A 16,446-nucleotide genomic window follows, 5' to 3' on the forward strand; every position below is an offset into this window, starting at 1 on the left:
CTGGCGGGGTGTCCGCTCGCGCTCAACAAACGCTAAGTCGATCCAGCCGGTATCACCGTCGAGGCGGTCGATTTCGACCATAGACCACTCGAAACACCGACCGCCTCGCTCTTAACTTAACAGCGCCGGCGGTTCGATGGACGCCGTATATAAGTCTCATCCGCCCGGAGTGTCGATAATGGGTGTTTTCGATACGATTCGGCAGGTGCTGGGTTGGGGGGCGGAGGCCGACGCGACACGGGATGCGGACCCGGAGGACCTCTTCGGGATGTCCACGGCGTACGTCACGATGGAGGCCGACCTCGATTTCGTGTCGACCGGCGACGCCGCCCTGTGTTTCGGCGACGTCGACAGCACCGCGTTCCGCGACGCGCGCGCAGAAGTAGAGGCTGTACTGGAACTGGGCGAGGAGGAAACGGGGACGACGGCCGACTTCGTCGAGGACGCCCACGGCTACCAGTGGGTCGTCCTCCACGATTCGGACTTCGAGAACCTCGTGACGAGCATCCACTTCGCGGCCGACACGCTCATCGAGTCGGGCTTTGGCTCGCGGCTCCTTGCGGCGCTTTTCGCCTTCGAGCGGGACGACACGATAGCCTACTGGGTCTACTCGTTCCGCCGAGGGGCCTACTACCCGTTCGTGCCGACGGGCGGCCGAACGCGGGACCAGCAGGTCGAGTTCAAACTCCAGAGCGTCCTCGACGGGGAACTCGACGTCGAGGACGACACCGCCTACTGGTATCCGATGTGGCCCGAGGGCGACACCCACCCGTGGGACTGACCCTTCCTTCCTAAACCTTCGGCCGGTCGTCAGATTCGACCGTCCCACGTCCTCCGGTTTCACTTTCACTCGGGTGTTAACGAGGCTTTATGTAGTGGGCGGCCACAGGTACGTCCATGGCAGCAACCGCAGACCTCGAAGAACTCCCGGGTGTCGGTCCCGCGACCGCAGACAAGCTTCGCGAGAACGGCTTCGATTCCTATCAGAGCGTCGCCGTCGCCAGCCCTGCGGAGCTTTCGCAGGCGGGTGTGGGAGAATCGAACGCCGGCGACATCATTCAGGCCGCCCGCGAGGCCGCCGACATCGGCGGCTTCGAGACCGGCTCGGACGTTCTCGAGCGCCGCGAGCAGATCGGCAAACTCGAATTCCTCATCCCCGAGATCGACGAGATGCTCGGCGGCGGCGTCGAGACCCAGTCTATCACCGAGGTCTACGGCGAGTTCGGTGCCGGCAAGTCCCAGATAACCCACCAACTAGCGGTTAACGTCCAACTCCCGAAGGATGACGGTGGACTCCACGGCCGCTGTATCTTCGTCGACAGCGAGGACACCTTCCGCCCCGAGCGTATCGACGAGATGGTTCGCGGCCTCCCGGACGACGTCATCGAGTCGACGATGGAACACCGCGAAATCGAGGGCGGACTCGACGACGAGGAGGCCATGGAGGAACTCGTCCAGTCCTTCCTCGACAAGATCCACGTCGCCAAGGCGTTCAACTCCAACCACCAGATCCTGCTGGCCGAGAAGGCACAGGAGATCGCCGCCGAACACGAGGAAGACGACTACCCGGTTCGCCTGCTCTGTGTCGACTCGCTGACCGCCCACTTCCGTGCGGAGTACGTCGGCCGTGGCGAACTCGCCGACCGACAGCAGAAACTCAACAAGCACCTCCACGACATCGACCGGGTCGGCAACCTCTACAACTCCGCGGTCGTCGTCACCAACCAGGTCCAGTCGAACCCCGACGCCTTCTTCGGCGACCCGACGAAGCCCATCGGCGGGAACATCCTCGGCCACAAGTCCACCTTCCGGATGTACCTCAAGAAGTCCAAGCAGAACAAGCGCATCGTCAAACTGGTCGACGCGCCGAACCTTCCGGACGGCGAGGCCGTCATGCGCGTCGAAAACGACGGGCTGAAGCCCGAATAGACGACTTACTCGAAGACCAGCACCGTCGCGTCGCCGGCCTCGAGCACAACGACCTCTTCGCCGCTTTCGGCGCGCTGTTCCTCCACGATATCGAACATCTCAGGTTCGACGGTCACCGTCTCGCCGTCGATATCGAACTCGATGTGTCCCTCGGTTTCGAGTTCGGCCTGCAGTTCGGCGGGGTCGGCGGCTTCGAGCTTGCCGACCACGGCGCCGGCCTTGTCGCGGAAGACGGGGCCGAGTTCGCTGTGTTCGATGTCGATGTCGACGGGCACCAACTCGACGCTCGGGGCGCCCTCCTCGACGTAGACCGGCCCGTTGACGGTATCCGAGAGGTCGTAGGTGTCCAGCGGAACCGCCTCGTCGAGGTAGACCTCGACGCGGTCGAGTTCGGCGTTCAGCGGCTTGCCCTCGTCGGACTTCCAGCCGCGAACCGTCGCGGCGACGTCGGCGACGAGTTCGCCGCGGTCGGCGTCCTCGGCGTCGACCTCGGGTGGGTCGGGCCAGTCGGCGTTGTGGACGCTGCCGTCGGTCGGCAGGTGGTCCCACGCTTCCTCGGTGATAAAGGGCGCGAAGGGCGAGAGCATCCGCAGGGAGGCGGTCAGCGCCGTATAGAGGGCGTGCTGTGCGGCGTGTTTCTCGCCGGGGCGGCCCTCGTAGAGGCGGCCCTTGACGAGTTCGAGGTAGTCGTCGGCGAGGTCGTGCCAGACGAAGTCCCGAACCTCCCGGAGCGCGCTGTCGAAGCGGTACTCGTCCATGTCCTCGGCGACGCTGTCGGCGACGCGGGCGCATTCCGCGAGAATCCACGCGTCGGCGTCGCGGTAGCCGGGGTCATGGATGTCGGGCGTCGACTCGTCGAGGTGGCCGCTGGCGAACTTCGTGATGTTCCAGAGCTTGGTCTGGAACCGCGAGGCCGAGGTGACCTCCTTCCACTGGAACTGGATGTCGGTGCCGGGCTGGCCGCCCAGCGCCATCGCCTGTCGGAAGGCGTCGGCGGAGTGTTCCTCCACGACCTCCTCGGGCTGGACGAAGTTGCCGCGGGATTTGGACATCTTGTTGCCGTCCTCGCCGAAGACCATCCCGTTGATGAGCGCCTCCTCCCACGGAATCTCGCCGGTGACGGCGGTCGTCCGGAGGATGGTGTAGAAGGCCCACGTCCGGATGATGTCGTGGCCCTGCTCGCGCAACTGGACGGGTTCGAAGGCTTCGTCGGGCCAGCCGGCGACGAACATCGGCGAGATCGACGAATCCATCCACGTGTCCATCACGTCGGTCTCGCCGGTCCACGACTCGGCGCCACACTCGGGGCAGGCGTCGATTTCGGGGTCTTCCGTGGTGGGGTCGATGGGAACCTCGTCGGGGCTGGCCATCTCGACGTGGCCGCAGTCGTCGCATTCCCACGCCGGGATGGGCGTCGCGAAGACGCGCTGGCGGGAGATGACCCAGTCCCACTCCATCCCCTCGGTCCACTCCTCGAGGCGGTCGTACATGTGCTCCGGGAACCACTTGATGTCCCGGGCGGTCTCGAGGATCTCGTCCTGATTGACCTCGACGAACCACTGTTCCTTCGAGAGGATCTCGATGGGCGTGTCACACCGCCAGCACTGGCCGACCGACTGCTCGGTCGGTTGCTCGTCGTTGAGGTGGCCGGACTTTCCGAGTGCGGTGGCGATTTCGTCTTTCGCTTCGTCGATGGTCAGGCCCTCGAACTCGCCGGCGAGGTCGTTGAGGTGGCCGTCCTCGGTGACGACCGGCCGGAGGTCCAGATCGTGTTCGGCCCACCAGTCGACGTCCTGTTTGTCCCCGAAGGTACAGATCATGACGGCGCCCGTGCCGAACTCGCCGTCGACGTCGTCGTCGGCGATGAGTTCGATCTCCTGACCGAACAGCGGGACCTCGAAGGTGTCGCCGACGCGGTCGGCGTACCGTTCGTCGTCGGGGTCGACGGCCATCGCGACACAGGCCGGGAGTAGTTCGGGTCGAGTGGTCGCGATTTCAATGTCGTCGTTGTCGAGGCCGTCGAAGGTGACGTAGTAGAGGGTCCCCTCGTGGTCCTCGTTTTCGACCTCGGCGTCCGCGATGGCGGTCTCACAGCGGGGACACCAGTTGACGGGATGTTCGTCCTGATAGACGTAGTCGTCCTCGGCCATCTCGAGGAACGAGCGCTGGGTCTCCCCCCAGTATTCGGGGTCCATGGTCCGGTACTCGTGGTCCCAGTCCTGGGAGAACCCGAGGGTGTGCATCGTCTCCTTCATCGCGTCGATCTGCTCGTGGGTGTGTTCGATACACCACTCGCGGAACTGTTCGCGGGAGACGTCGGTTCGGTGGATGCCGCGGTTCTCCTCGACTTTCACCTCGGTCGGGAGGCCGTGGCAGTCCCACCCCTGCGGGAAGAGCACGTCGTCGCCCTGCAGGCGGTGATACCGGGCGGCATAATCCATGTAGCACCAGCCGAGTGCGTTCCCGATGTGGAGGTTGCCGGTCGGGTACGGCGGCGGCGTGTCGATGATGTAATCGGGGCGTTCGGGGTCGTCGTCGTAGCTGTAGACGTCCGAGTCCCGCCACTGGTCGCGCCATTTCTGTTCGGCCTCGTCGGGGTCGTAGTCGTCTGGAACTTCGCTCATAGTTTGTGTCGCGTATACCAGTCGGTAGGCGATTCGCTCGTGCGCCTAAAAGGGAAGGCGCGGTTACAGCCCACGTACTACCGACTGAGTCGCGCGCATACTCGTTGAGTTGGCTGTTGCCGGTATAAAAGTTCGCTTACAGGGCGTGTCCCGTGACCGACGCCGGGCGTTCAGGGTCGGTCGCCCCGAAGCGCCGCCCCACAGCCCGACCGGGCGTCATCGCAGTTGTTGGCGGTCTCTCCGGCTATGTATGAGCCGTCCACGTCTCAGGTGGGACGGCCGAATCACAACCCTCACTTGCGGGCACCGAGATGACCAACCATGCAACTCGGCGTTATCGGACTCGGCCGGATGGGGCGTATCGTCGTCGACCGCGTGCTCGAAGACGGCCACGAGGTCGTTGCCTTCGACCTCGATTCGGAAGCGGTCGCCGAGGCGGCCGAGGCGGGCGCGACTCCCGCCGACTCCATCGAGGACCTCGTCGACAGACTCCCCGACGAAAAGCGCATCTGGTTGATGGTCCCCGCTGGCGATGCCGTCGACGCGACGCTGGACGACCTCGACCCCCTGCTCGACGCCGATGACGTCGTCGTCGACGGCGGCAACTCCCACTTCGAGCGGTCGGTCGAACGCGCCGAAGCCCTCGATGCGGCCTACCTCGACTGCGGGACCTCGGGCGGCCCCGCCGGCGCCGAACTCGGCTTCTCGCTGATGGTCGGCGGGCCCGAATGGGCCTACGAGGCGATGGTGCCGGTCTTCGATGCCGTCGCGACCGGGCCGCAGGGCCACGACCACATGGGTGCCTCGGGGTCGGGCCACTACGTGAAGATGGTCCACAACGGCGTCGAGTACGCGCTGATGCAGGCCTACGGCGAGGGCTTCGAACTCCTCTCGGAGGGCCGCTACGACCTCGACATGGAGTCCATCGCGCGCACGTGGAACAACGGCGCCGTCATCCGGTCGTGGCTGCTCGAACTCTGCGAGGAGGCCTTCCGCGAGGAGGGCAACGACCTCGGGGACGTCGACGACCACATCGCTGGCGGGTCGACGGGTACGTGGACCGTACAGGAGGCCCTCGAACAGGAGGTGTCGGTGCCGCTCATCTACGAGGCATTGGGCGAGCGGTTCGACTCCCGCGTCGAGGACGGCAAGTTCTCCCGCCGACTGGCCAACCGACTCCGCTACGGCTTCGGTCGACACGAAGTAAAGCGTCGGTAGACGGAAAATCGACCGAAGCGCCGTTAGAAACCGTTCACTTCCGCTTTCCTATCGCCGAGTCACTCATATTGAATTCTGCCCTTCGTTTCGACTCGAACGACGGTTTTGCCGGCTCGTATGGCCGTCGTCGAGCGTAGACGGCCGCGTTAGAGATCCGCGCCGATGGCGTCTTCGATGGAGTCGAAACCGTCGCGTTCGAGCAGTTCGAGGAGGCCCTCGTTGATGTCGCGGGCCAGCGACGGCCCCTCGTAAATGAGGCCGGTGTAGAGCTGGACGACGCTGGCGCCGTTGCGGATCTTCTCGTAGGCGCCCTCCGCGTCGGAGATACCGCCGACACCGACGACGGGCTTGTCGGTGCGTTCGGCGACGAACCGGACCATGCTCGTCGCCTCCTGCTCGATGGGCTTGCCCGAGAGGCCACCCTTCTCGTCGGCCGCCTCGCCCTGCAGGTTCGCCGGCCGGTCGGTAGAGGTGTTCGTGGCGATGACGCCGTCCAGACCGAGTTCGTCGACGACCTCGAGGGCGTCCTCGATGGCGGCGTCGGTGAGGTTCGGCGAGAGTTTGACGAGGAGGGGCGAGGCCCCGGCGTCCTGAAGGGTTCCGAGGATGGATTCGAGTCGGTCACGCTGCTGGAGTTCCCGGAGGCCGGGGGTGTTCGGCGAGGAGACGTTGACGACGAAGTAGTCGCCGCCCTCGCGCACGCGTTCGAAGGTGTAGCGGTAGTCGTCCTCGGCCTCGTCGTTCGGTGCGGATTTCGACTTGCCGATGTTGACGCCGAGGGGGACCTTGCAGTCGGTGGCCGCGAGGCGTTCGCCGATGACGTCGGCACCGTCGTTGTTGAAGCCCATCCGGTTGATGAGCGCGCGGTCTTCCGGCAGTCGGAACATCCGGGGACGGGGGTTGCCGGCCTGTGGTTCGGCGGTGACGCCGCCGACCTCGACGTGGCCGAAGCCCAGCGCCGCGAGCGCGTTCGGAATCTCGGCGTTCTTGTCGAACCCCGCGGCGACGCCGACGGGGTTCGGGAACGTCTGGTCGAAGGCCTCGACGCGGAGGCGGGCGTCGACGACGGTGTAGTAGTCCGCGAGGGTTCGCTCGAGAGGGGTATCCTGAACGGCCCCGAGGAGTTCGTGGACCGACCGGTGGGCGGTTTCGGCGTCGAGTTGGAACAAAAGCGGCTTGGCGAGGTCGTAGAGTCTCATTACCGTAGTGGGCTTTCGAGCGCGCTTAAGGACCGCGGTCTGATAGCTCTAAAACTCGTGTTCGACGTCCTCCGGGTCGGCCTTCTGGATGATGATCTTCCCGTCGCGAACGCGGACGAACACCTCGTCGCCGATCTCCATGCCCGCGACGGCGAGTTCGTCCTCGTGGAGGTTGACGTGTACGTTGTGGTACTCGCCGTCCTCGTCTTTGGCGCCACTCGGGCTGAGCTTCTTCTTTCGCACCATCGCGTTGTGTTGGGTCGTTCGCCACACGAGATACATAAGTGTACCGTGCGCGCGATGTGGCGTTCCGCGGTGCGCGCGAGGCGACGAACGGGGTGAAAGCGGCGGTTCGACGGCCGTTAGGGCCCGGTTTTTCGCCGACGGCAGACTCTTCATTTATAAAAGAAACGGCCGAAACCGCCGGAACGGGGGATATATTTATATCAGAGTGTGTGCAGACGTCACACGGAGGAGTACAAACCATGGCACGTGACGACGATGACACGCGGAACTTCGCACTCCGCGACCAGACCGGCAACGAATCGAGCGTCTTTTCGGGACGAACGCCGCGGCAAGCCGCGCTGAAAGCGGCTCGTCGACTCGACCCCGCGGACACCGAACAGCACGCCGAACACAAGGAACTGCGGCTCCGAGAGAAGGGCACAAAGAAGGTCCACATCTATGAGGGGTGGGCATGGGAGGAGGACGCCCCCGAAGACGCTCCGGAGTGGCTCGAAGAACAGGATACCATCACGGAGGCGAACGTCTCCAAGCAGGGCATCGAGCATCTCGACGAGATCTGACCGGCCCGCGCTTGGGTTCCCCATCGCTTCGTTTTTCCGAACGGCTTTGAACGCTCGGTAGCTACCAGTATCCGCGCGGCTCTCACCCGACTCCGACCACGCGTATGCGCGCACGAATGAGGAGTCGTTTTCCACCCGCGCAACATCTCATACGTATCCTGATAGATACTTCTGTTGGAGAGTTGATAGGCGCGCGCGAACGAGTAGCACGGAATGAACCGGTACGATACTCAGTTCCGTGTTTCGTACTCACACGGTTCGAGCGGCATGAAATCGCGTGACGCAGGCGGTTCACTTCGACGGGCTTAAGGGCAACACTCCCATCGGAACGAATGCAATCAACGCGGGGCGCGACGCCCCGGACGGGATGGCCCTCTGGGTCGTCTCGTTTCCGACGCCCTTCCCCGCAAGGGGGTGTTCGGAACGGAGCACGAAGCTCGACTCGGCGACGGGTCGGGCGGCCTTCGATTCGACGCCCTTAAGTGTAACAGGGTGTTTGAATTGAAGTACGAAGGTCGGTGCGGAATCGCATTCCGGCGACGACCTAACTCCGATGCCCTTAAGTGTGATAGGGCATTCGAGTTGAAGTGTGAAGGGCGGTTCGGGGTCGGCCCGAACCCGCCTCCGTTCCGACGCCCTTATGTGTATAAGGGTGGTTGGAAAAGATACGATGTGGTTGAGTTCGGTTCGAACCCGAACTCACTCACGGACCGAACGAAATCCGGTGGGTTTATGACCTATCGCGGAAGACAATTAGGTCCGAAGGAAATGAGGATTCCACCCCTGCGGTCCGCCGTATAGATGGGATCTGATGTTAGCCCTGGCAGTTCGGTGACACTCGGTCGGTCCGAGCGTCGCCGAACGCCGATAGACAATTGATTGGTAACACACCCACTGGGTGTGTTCCCGCCAACCCTCCCCGAGCCGGGAATCAGGTTCGGGGAACACATTCCGGTTGATCCTGCCGGAGGCCATTGCTATCGGTGTCCGATTTAGCCATGCGAGTTGTACGTCTAACGTAGCAAACTGCTCAGTAACACGTGGCCAAACTGCCCTATGGACTGGGATAACCTCGGGAAACTGAGGCTAATCCTGGATAGTACATCCAGCCTGGAACTGGCGGATGTGCGAAACGCTCCGGCGCCATAGGATGTGGCTGCGGCCGATTAGGTAGACGGTGGGGTAACGGCCCACCGTGCCGATAATCGGTACGGGTCATGAGAGTGAGAGCCCGGAGACGGACTCTGAGACACGAGTCCGGGCCCTACGGGGCGCAGCAGGCGCGAAACCTTTACACTGCACGCTAGTGCGATAGGGGGACACCGAGTGCGAGGGCATAGAGCCCTCGCTTTTCTGAACCGTAAGGTGGTTCAGGAACAAGGGCTGGGCAAGACCGGTGCCAGCCGCCGCGGTAACACCGGCAGCCCAAGTGATGGCCGATATTATTGGGCCTAAAGCGTCCGTAGCTGGCCGCGCAAGTTCGTCGGGAAATCCACGCGCTTAACGTGTGGGCGTCCGGCGAAAACTGTGCGGCTTGGGACCGGAAGATCCGAGGGGTACGTCTGGGGTAGGAGTGAAATCCCGTAATCCTGGACGGACCACCGATGGCGAAAGCACCTCGGAAGGACGGATCCGACAGTGAGGGACGAAAGCTAGGGTCTCGAACCGGATTAGATACCCGGGTAGTCCTAGCCGTAAACGATGCTCGCTAGGTGTGGCACAGGCTACGAGCCTGTGCTGTGCCGTAGGGAAGCCGTGAAGCGAGCCGCCTGGGAAGTACGTCTGCAAGGATGAAACTTAAAGGAATTGGCGGGGGAGCACTACAACCGGAGGAGCCTGCGGTTTAATTGGACTCAACGCCGGACATCTCACCAGCTCCGACAGCAGTAATGACGATCAGGTTGATGACCTTATTCGAGCTGCTGAGAGGAGGTGCATGGCCGCCGTCAGCTCGTACCGTGAGGCGTCCTGTTAAGTCAGGCAACGAGCGAGACCCGCACCTCTAGTTGCCAGCAGCATCTCGCGATGGCTGGGTACACTAGGGGGACTGCCGTCGCTAAGACGGAGGAAGGAACGGGCAACGGTAGGTCAGTATGCCCCGAATGAGCTGGGCTACACGCGGGCTACAATGGCCAAGACAATGGGATGCGACACCGAGAGGTGGAGCTAATCTCCTAAACTTGGTCGTAGTTCGGATTGTGGGCTGAAATTCGCCCACATGAAGCTGGATTCGGTAGTAATCGCGTGTCACAAGCGCGCGGTGAATACGTCCCTGCTCCTTGCACACACCGCCCGTCAAAGCACCCGAGTGGGGTCCGGATGAGGCCTGGTTCCCAGGTCGAATCTGGGCTCCGCAAGGGGGCTTAAGTCGTAACAAGGTAGCCGTAGGGGAATCTGCGGCTGGATCACCTCCTAACGATCGGGATTGGGGCGTAGCCCCAACCCACCTTTGGCGTGTCTATCGTCGTTCGTCGACCGTGGCCGACCGAGCACCTTTGAACTGCCAGGGCTAATGGTCGGGCCCATAGCTCAGTGGTAGAGTGCCTCCTTTGCAAGGAGGATGCCCTGGGTTCGAATCCCAGTGGGTCCATCTCACGTACCCGACTTCGAACCGTGTCCCTTAAGTGGGAAACGGTGATTCGTCTGGGTACGAAGAACCGATGCACCACTCCGCGCAAGCGTGAGTGGGAAGGGTGGACACAGCCAGCAGTCGACTGGCTTGTGTATGAGACCGTGTGTACGTGCGATCCAGGCGCTCACTGGACCCGTTTCATCGGGTTGCAGGAGCGATCATCGTGGCTACTGTGCCACCTGGTGGATAGCTCGGCTCAGGCGCCGACGAAGGACGTGCCAAGCTGCGATAAGCCCAAGGGAGCCGCACGGAGGCGAAGAACTTGGGATCTCCTAATAGGAATCCTCATAGCAATTGCTTTGCGCAATGGGGAACGCCCCGGATTGAAACATCTTAGTAGGGGCAGGAAAAGAAAGCGAATGCGATGTCGTTAGTAACCGCGAGTGAACGCGACCCAGTCCAAACCGAAGCCTTCGGGCAATGTGGTGTTCGGACTGACTCTCATCGACGGAACGTTTCTGAGAAGTCTTCTGGAACGGAGCGTGATACAGGGTGATAACCCCGTATCAGGAACTAGTACGTCGTGCGTCAGCTCCAGAGTATCGGGGGTTGGAAATCCCTCGTGAATATGGCAGACATCGTCTGCTAAGACTAAATACGTCCTGAGACCGATAGTGAACAAGTAGCGTGAGCGAACGCTGAAAAGCACCCCGAGAAGGGAGGTGCAATAGGGCTTGAAATCAGGTGGCGATAGAGCGATGGGGCACAAAAGGTCCCTTGGAAAACGACCGAGGTGCGAACCTCCAGTAGGACCTAAGGGAAGCCGGTGTCTCATCGTACGTTTTGAAAAACGAACCAGGGAGTGTGTTTGTTTGGCGAGTCTAACCCGTTTATCGGGGAAGGCGTAGGGAAACCGACATGGCCGCAGTGCTTTGCACTAGGGCCGCCGTGTTCAAGCGCGGGGAGTCAAACTGACACGACCCGAAACCGGGTGATCTAAGCGTGGATAAGGTGAAGCGTGGCGAAAGCTACGTGGAGGCCTGTTAGAGTTGGTGTCCTACAATACCCTCTCGTAATCCATGTTTAGGGGTGAAAGGCCCATCGAACCCGGAAACAGCTGGTTCCGACCGAAACATGTCGAAGCATGACCTCTGCCGAGGTAGTCTGTGGGGTAGAGAGACTGATTGGAGGCCCCGCCCCCGAGAGGGGTCGGACCTCCTGTCAAACTCCGAACTCACGGACGCTGTGGACGCAGGGAGTCCGCTGTGCGGGGTAAGCCTGTGCAGCGTGAGGGAGACAACCCAGAGCTGGGTTAAGGTCCCAAAGTGTAGACTAAGTGCGATTGAAGGTGGTCCCGAGCCTTAGACAGCCGGGAGGTGAGCTTAGAAGCAGCTACCCTCTAAGAAAAGCGTAACAGCTTACCGGCCGAGGTTTGGGGCGCCCAAAATGATCGGGGCTCAAGTCTACCACCGAGACCCGGCGACACGCTTGACCGCGTGTTTCCGTAGGTCGGCACTCCGATTGGGTGGAAGCTCGGACGAGAGTTCGAGTGGACCGATTGGTGAAGAAAATCCTGGTTACAGTAGCAGCGATAGTCGGGTGCGAATCCCGACGGCCTAATGAGCAAGGGTTCCTCGGCAATGTTCGTCAGCCGAGGGTTAGCCGGTCCTAAGATCCGTCGCAATTCGAGCGGATCAAATGGGAAGCTGGTTAATATTCCAGCGCCGTCATACACTCAACGCCAACGCCTTGGGGTCGACCGAGCCGGGCTTTCGCCCGGTCCAACTGTCAAAATCCGTGGAAGCCGTAATGGCACGAAGCGGACGAACGGCAGGATAGCGCAAGTCGGTTCAACCTAGGGCCCGTGAAAAGGCAAGTATGACGTCCGTACCGAGATCCGACACAGGTGCTCATGCCGGCGAAAGGCAAGGCCTGTCGGGAACAACCGACGTTAGGGAATTCGGCAATCTGGCCCCGTAAGTTCGCGATAAGGGGTGCCTGCCTCGGAAAGAGGCAGGTCGCAGTGACTAGGACGCTCCGACTGTCTAGTAACAACATAGGTGACCGCAAATCCGAAAGGACTCGTACGGTCACTGAATCCTGCCCAGTGCGGGTATCTGAACACCCAGTACAATGGGACGAAGGACCCGTTAACGGCGGGGGTAACTATGACCCTCTTAAGGTAGCGTAGTACCTTGCCGCTTCAGTAGCGGCTTGCATGAATGGATTAACGAGAGCGTCGCTGTCCCAACGTTGGGCCCGGTGAACTATACGTTCCAGTGCGGAGTCTGGAGACCCCCAAGGGGAAGCGAAGACCCTATGGAGCTTTACTGCAGGCTGTCGCTGGGACATGGTCGCTGATGTGCAGGATAGGTAGGAGACGTTACACAGGTGCGTGCGCCAGCACGTCGCCGAGTCAACCGTGAAATACTACCCGTCAGTGACTGTGACCCTCACTCCGGGAGGAGGACACCGATAGCCGGGCAGTTTGACTGGGGCGGTACGCGCTCGAAAAGATATCGAGCGCGCCCTAAGTCCATCTCAGTCGGGACGGAGATCCGACGAAGAGTGCAAGAGCAAAAGATGGATTGACAGTGTTCTTCCCAACGAGGAACGCTGACGCGAAAGCGTGGTCTAGCGAACCAATGAGCCTGCCCGATGCGGGCCATTGATGACAGAAAAGCTACCCTAGGGATAACAGAGTCGTCACTCGCAAGAGCACATATCGACCGAGTGGCTTGCTACCTCGATGTCGGTTCCCTCCATCCTGCCCGTGCAGAAGCGGGCAAGGGTGAGGTTGTTCGCCTATTAAAGGAGGTCGTGAGCTGGGTTTAGACCGTCGTGAGACAGGTCGGCTGCTATCTATTGGGGGTGTCATGATGCTTGACAGGAACGACCGTATAGTACGAGAGGAACTACGGTTGGGTGCCACTGGTTTACCGGTCGTCCGAGAGGGCGCTGCCGGGCGGCTACGCACCACGGGGTAACGGCTGAACGCATCTAAGCCGGAAACCCACCTGGAAAAGAAGCATCGTCGAGATCACTCGTAGAAGACGAGTTCGATAGACTCGGGATGTACGCGCCGAGGCAACGAGGCGTTTAGTCCGCGAGAACTAACAGATCGAAGCCACCATTCATTGCTCCGCCCGCTGAAACGGGTCCGGGCGCAAACTGGATCGCACGTACATACGGTATTGACCACCGGTGTTGGACACATATCGTGGTTCGATTCCACGAGCCGGCGTTAAGGCGGCCATAGCGGCGGGGCGACTCCCGTACCCATCCCGAACACGGAAGATAAGCCCGCCAGCGTTCCGACGAGTACTGGAGTGCGCGAGCCTCTGGGAAAACCGGTTCGCCGCCTACCATTCATTCAACCCACACTCAGCATCCGCTGGGTGTGGGTTTTTGTCATTTATTGAAGAGCGGCAGCGCTGTATCCGCGTTCGTCGAAGCGCGTTCGCCACCCCGATAAACTCTACGTGTGTGGTTAGTTGCATAGTTTAAGTAATCGTAGTGCTAGAGAACGCCTATGACGGACGCCCCCGCAGGGTTCGAAGAAAGTCAGGAACTGGAGATGATTCGGGAGACGGCCCGGGATATCGCCTCGGATTACGACGACGAGTACTTCCTCAAGGTTTCGGAGGGCAAGGAGCCGACCGAGTTCTGGAACGACTGTGCGGAGGCCGGCTTCCTCGGTGCGGCCATCCCGCAGGAGTACGGCGGCGAGGGGATGGGTTTCTGGGAGCTGTCGGCGATCGTCGAGGAGTTGTGTGCGAACGGCTGTTTGGGCGCGGAGATGCTGTTCGTGGTCAACGTCTGCTTCGGCGGCATCACGCTGACCGAGAACGGCAGCGAAGAACAGAAGGAGGAGTGGTTGCCGGGTATCTGTGACGGTGACGTGAACTTCGCGATGGCGCTGACCGAACCCGACGCGGGCCACAACGCGCCGAACATGGATACGTTCGCGGAACAAGACGGCGAGGAGTTCGTCATCGACGGAACGAAACAGTGGATCTCCGGCGTCGACGTGGCCGACCGGATGCTGCTGGTCGCCAGAACTGCACCGAAGGACGAATCCGCGAAGATGCAGGGGATAACCCTGTTCCTCGTCGACCCGGACGACCCCAATATCGAGCGCCGCGAACTCGACGTCGGTATCCCGACGCCCGAAAAGCAGTTCGAACTCTCCATCGACGGCTACCGCGCCCACGAGGACGACATCATCGGGACGAAGGGCATGGGGCTGTACCAGCTGTTCGATACGGTCAACCCCGAGCGACTGCTCGGTGCCTCGGGTGCTATCGGCGTCGGCAAGTGCGCCATCGACCGTGCGGTCGAGTACGCCAACGAGCGGGAGGTCTTCGACCAGCCTATCGGTGCTCATCAGGGCATCCAGCATCCCATCGCGGATTCGTGGGCGAAACTGCAGTCGGCCGGCCTGCTCGTTCGGAAGGCTGCGTGGATGGTCGACAACGAGTCGGACCCGAAGCGGACCGCCGAAGTCTCGAATATGGCGAAGCTTCGGGCGACGGAGGTCGGCCACGACGCGACCGACGTCGCGGTCCAGACCCACGGCGGGAACGGCTTCTCCCGGGAGTACACGGTCATCGAGATGTGGAAGGGCTCTCGACTGGGCAAGGTCGCCCCCGGTTCGACCGAGATGATGCGGAACCACGTCGCCGAACACACCCTCGGCCTCCCGCGGAGTTACTGACTGTGCGGGACCGCTACGCTTAAACCGCCAACACCGCTATTCCGAACTGCGCCAAGGTGGCAGAGTCTGGCCTTACGCGGTTGCCTGCAGAGCAGCTATACGCCGGTTCAAATCCGGCCCTTGGCTTATCTCTCTCATATTCTACCGTTCTGAGCCGCTGCACTCACCCCAAGAGCTAGATGCTCCGATTGGTCCCCCGAGGCGGGCCCACACTCGACGAGAACCACAGTGAACCGACGGCATCTTCGTGGAGGCATCATAGCCGTCGCCGGCAACCAACTGTCACAGCGAGTTCCCTGTTGACGACACGCACCCACCCGCGTCCAAAGGAGAACTTGGACGATAACCCCCTGATTCGAACACGGAAGATGCTTCTCCAGATGACGGCTTCTCTTAGAGCTTCCTCGCGCCGAGTGCGGCCAGCGTGATGGAGAGGCCGGCCACGGCTCCGACGACGGCGAAGGGGCCCATCCCGAAGACGTCGGGGTCGATGGGTGGTTCGTTCTCACGGTCGTCGGTTTCGGTCGAAGTCTGCTCCTCGTTGTGGTCCGCCGGCGTTGCAGTAGCGGTCGGTGTGGGAGTGGCCGTCGGCGTCGCGGTCGGCGCCGGTGTCGCGGTGGCCGTTTCGGTGGCCGTCGGCGACGGAGATGGCGTCAGCGTCGGTGTTGCTGTTGGCGTCGCGGTCGGTGTCGGCGTCGCAGATGGTGGCCGGCCGAGTCGGCGTTCGCCGTCGGCATCGCTCTCACAGCCCTCGCAGATGGCGAAGTAGTGTGAGGCTGTGGGTCCGAACGTGACGTTGTCACCGGTCCGGGACTTGCCTTCGGCGTAGACGGCCGCCTGATACCAGTCTTCGGTGTCGGGATTGACGACACAACTGTCGAGTTCGAGAACGAGGACGTCGTCGATCGCGTATTCGGGCGGGTCGTCGTTTTCGCTGTAATCGAACCGGAACTCGACGGCGTCCCCGTCCCAGCCGACGGCATCGACCTCGTAGTCGACCCGCTGGTAGCCGTCCTCGGTGGCCTGCTTGACGTACAGTTCGTAGTGTGTCGTCGAGGTGAACGTGCCGTCCTCGCCTTCACAGGTCTCGAGAGTCGCTTCCGGGAGAGCGAAGACCATGCGTTCGGGACGGGCGATGGCGGGATGGCGGTCGATGGTGTCGGTCAACTCGACGTTGAAGCTGTAGCTGACGTTGCTGGCGCCGGGGTCGCGGTCCTCCGGACTCGCCGTGAAGTTGGTGTTGTCGCTGCCGTGGCCGGCGCTGGCGCCGCCGGCGAGGGCGGCAACCGAGAGACAGCAAAGGGCAACCAGGAGGGCGGCGGTTGTGAGTCGCATCGTGGTGGTCTTCTCGTGGGTCTGATACACTGGGCGTGTCGTGGTT

The 16,446-nt window shown here is 61.9% G+C and carries 9 protein-coding genes, 2 tRNA genes, 3 rRNA genes and 1 pseudogene; 10 read left to right on the forward strand and 5 right to left on the reverse strand.

Going from position 1 to position 16,446, the window contains the following annotated elements; translation table 11 throughout:
- Window positions 1-81 (reverse strand): annotated as a pseudogene (locus tag U5914_RS16920) (IS6 family transposase); the annotation flags it as partial.
- Window positions 82-178: 97 nt separating this feature from the next.
- On the opposite strand from U5914_RS16920, the gene pspAB reads away from it, so the two are divergent.
- Both pspAB and radA read left to right on the forward strand, forming a co-directional pair.
- Entirely contained in the window at window positions 179-781 is a 603-nt protein-coding gene (gene pspAB, locus U5914_RS15215) for a PspA-associated protein PspAB (protein ID WP_336136602.1), read from the forward strand.
- 116 nt (window positions 782-897) lie between these two features.
- Entirely contained in the window at window positions 898-1,929 is a 1,032-nt protein-coding gene (gene radA / locus U5914_RS15220; RefSeq protein ID WP_336136603.1) for a DNA repair and recombination protein RadA, read from the forward strand.
- A 5-nt stretch (window positions 1,930-1,934) separates the two neighbouring features.
- Here the strand turns inward: radA and U5914_RS15225 are convergent, their stop codons facing one another.
- Window positions 1,935-4,553 carry a valine--tRNA ligase gene (locus U5914_RS15225; RefSeq protein ID WP_336136604.1) on the reverse strand — a complete coding sequence of 873 codons (2,619 nt, stop codon included), beginning with the start codon at window positions 4,551-4,553 and terminating at the stop codon, window positions 1,935-1,937.
- A gap of 321 nt (window positions 4,554-4,874) precedes the next feature.
- Here U5914_RS15225 and gnd point away from each other — a divergent pair, with 321 nt between their 5' ends.
- Complete coding sequence (gene gnd / locus U5914_RS15230; protein ID WP_336136605.1) at window positions 4,875-5,771, forward strand: phosphogluconate dehydrogenase (NAD(+)-dependent, decarboxylating); 897 nt, start codon at window positions 4,875-4,877, stop codon at window positions 5,769-5,771.
- A 146-nt stretch (window positions 5,772-5,917) separates the two neighbouring features.
- Here gnd and U5914_RS15235 read toward each other — a convergent pair whose 3' ends face one another.
- Window positions 5,918-6,970, reverse strand: a complete 1,053-nt coding sequence (locus U5914_RS15235; protein WP_336136606.1) for a quinone-dependent dihydroorotate dehydrogenase — start codon at window positions 6,968-6,970, stop codon at window positions 5,918-5,920.
- A gap of 48 nt (window positions 6,971-7,018) precedes the next feature.
- Window positions 7,019-7,216, reverse strand: coding sequence for a hypothetical protein (locus U5914_RS15240; protein ID WP_178291632.1), 198 nt, complete (start codon window positions 7,214-7,216; stop codon window positions 7,019-7,021).
- A gap of 239 nt (window positions 7,217-7,455) precedes the next feature.
- Here U5914_RS15240 and U5914_RS15245 point away from each other — a divergent pair, with 239 nt between their 5' ends.
- From U5914_RS15245 to U5914_RS15275, 7 genes are all read left to right on the forward strand, one after another.
- On the forward strand, window positions 7,456-7,776 hold the full coding sequence (locus tag U5914_RS15245; protein WP_336136607.1) for a non-histone chromosomal MC1 family protein: 321 nt from the start codon (window positions 7,456-7,458) through the stop codon (window positions 7,774-7,776).
- Between the two features lie 948 nt (window positions 7,777-8,724).
- Window positions 8,725-10,190 (forward strand): 16S ribosomal RNA (locus tag U5914_RS15250).
- Window positions 10,191-10,294: 104 nt separating this feature from the next.
- Window positions 10,295-10,366: transfer RNA gene (locus tag U5914_RS15255), tRNA-Ala, on the forward strand.
- A gap of 200 nt (window positions 10,367-10,566) precedes the next feature.
- Window positions 10,567-13,484: ribosomal RNA gene (locus U5914_RS15260) — 23S ribosomal RNA — on the forward strand.
- A gap of 109 nt (window positions 13,485-13,593) precedes the next feature.
- Window positions 13,594-13,715, forward strand: a 5S ribosomal RNA gene (gene rrf / locus U5914_RS15265).
- The 16S, 23S and 5S rRNA genes sit together here with 1 tRNA gene alongside, the layout of an rRNA operon.
- A gap of 165 nt (window positions 13,716-13,880) precedes the next feature.
- Window positions 13,881-15,065 (forward strand): acyl-CoA dehydrogenase family protein, encoded by a 1,185-nt coding sequence (locus U5914_RS15270; RefSeq protein WP_336136608.1) that lies wholly within the window; start codon window positions 13,881-13,883, stop codon window positions 15,063-15,065.
- A 50-nt stretch (window positions 15,066-15,115) separates the two neighbouring features.
- Window positions 15,116-15,191: transfer RNA gene (locus tag U5914_RS15275), tRNA-Cys, on the forward strand.
- Between the two features lie 267 nt (window positions 15,192-15,458).
- On the opposite strand, the gene U5914_RS15280 is transcribed toward U5914_RS15275, so the two are convergent.
- Window positions 15,459-16,400 (reverse strand): hypothetical protein, encoded by a 942-nt coding sequence (locus U5914_RS15280; protein WP_336136609.1) that lies wholly within the window; start codon window positions 16,398-16,400, stop codon window positions 15,459-15,461.
- Window positions 16,401-16,446 lie beyond the last annotated feature (46 nt).

It is taken from the genome of Natronomonas amylolytica (assembly GCF_037031205.1).
GTDB lineage: Archaea > Halobacteriota > Halobacteria > Halobacteriales > Haloarculaceae > Natronomonas > Natronomonas amylolytica.

Excerpts from the sequence above, each read along its gene's own strand:
- gnd (WP_336136605.1), top strand. The coding sequence starts at position 4,875 with ATGCAACTCGGCGTTATCGGACTCGGCCGGATGGGGCGTATCGTCGTC.
- U5914_RS15270 (WP_336136608.1), top strand. The coding sequence starts at position 13,881 with ATGACGGACGCCCCCGCAGGGTTCGAAGAAAGTCAGGAACTGGAGATG.
- pspAB (WP_336136602.1), top strand. The coding sequence starts at position 179 with ATGGGTGTTTTCGATACGATTCGGCAGGTGCTGGGTTGGGGGGCGGAG.
- U5914_RS15245 (WP_336136607.1), top strand. The coding sequence starts at position 7,456 with ATGGCACGTGACGACGATGACACGCGGAACTTCGCACTCCGCGACCAG.
- U5914_RS15235 (WP_336136606.1), bottom strand. The coding sequence starts at position 6,970 with ATGAGACTCTACGACCTCGCCAAGCCGCTTTTGTTCCAACTCGACGCC.
- U5914_RS15225 (WP_336136604.1), bottom strand. The coding sequence starts at position 4,553 with ATGAGCGAAGTTCCAGACGACTACGACCCCGACGAGGCCGAACAGAAA.
- U5914_RS15240 (WP_178291632.1), bottom strand. The coding sequence starts at position 7,216 with ATGGTGCGAAAGAAGAAGCTCAGCCCGAGTGGCGCCAAAGACGAGGAC.
- radA (WP_336136603.1), top strand. The coding sequence starts at position 898 with ATGGCAGCAACCGCAGACCTCGAAGAACTCCCGGGTGTCGGTCCCGCG.
- U5914_RS15280 (WP_336136609.1), bottom strand. The coding sequence starts at position 16,400 with ATGCGACTCACAACCGCCGCCCTCCTGGTTGCCCTTTGCTGTCTCTCG.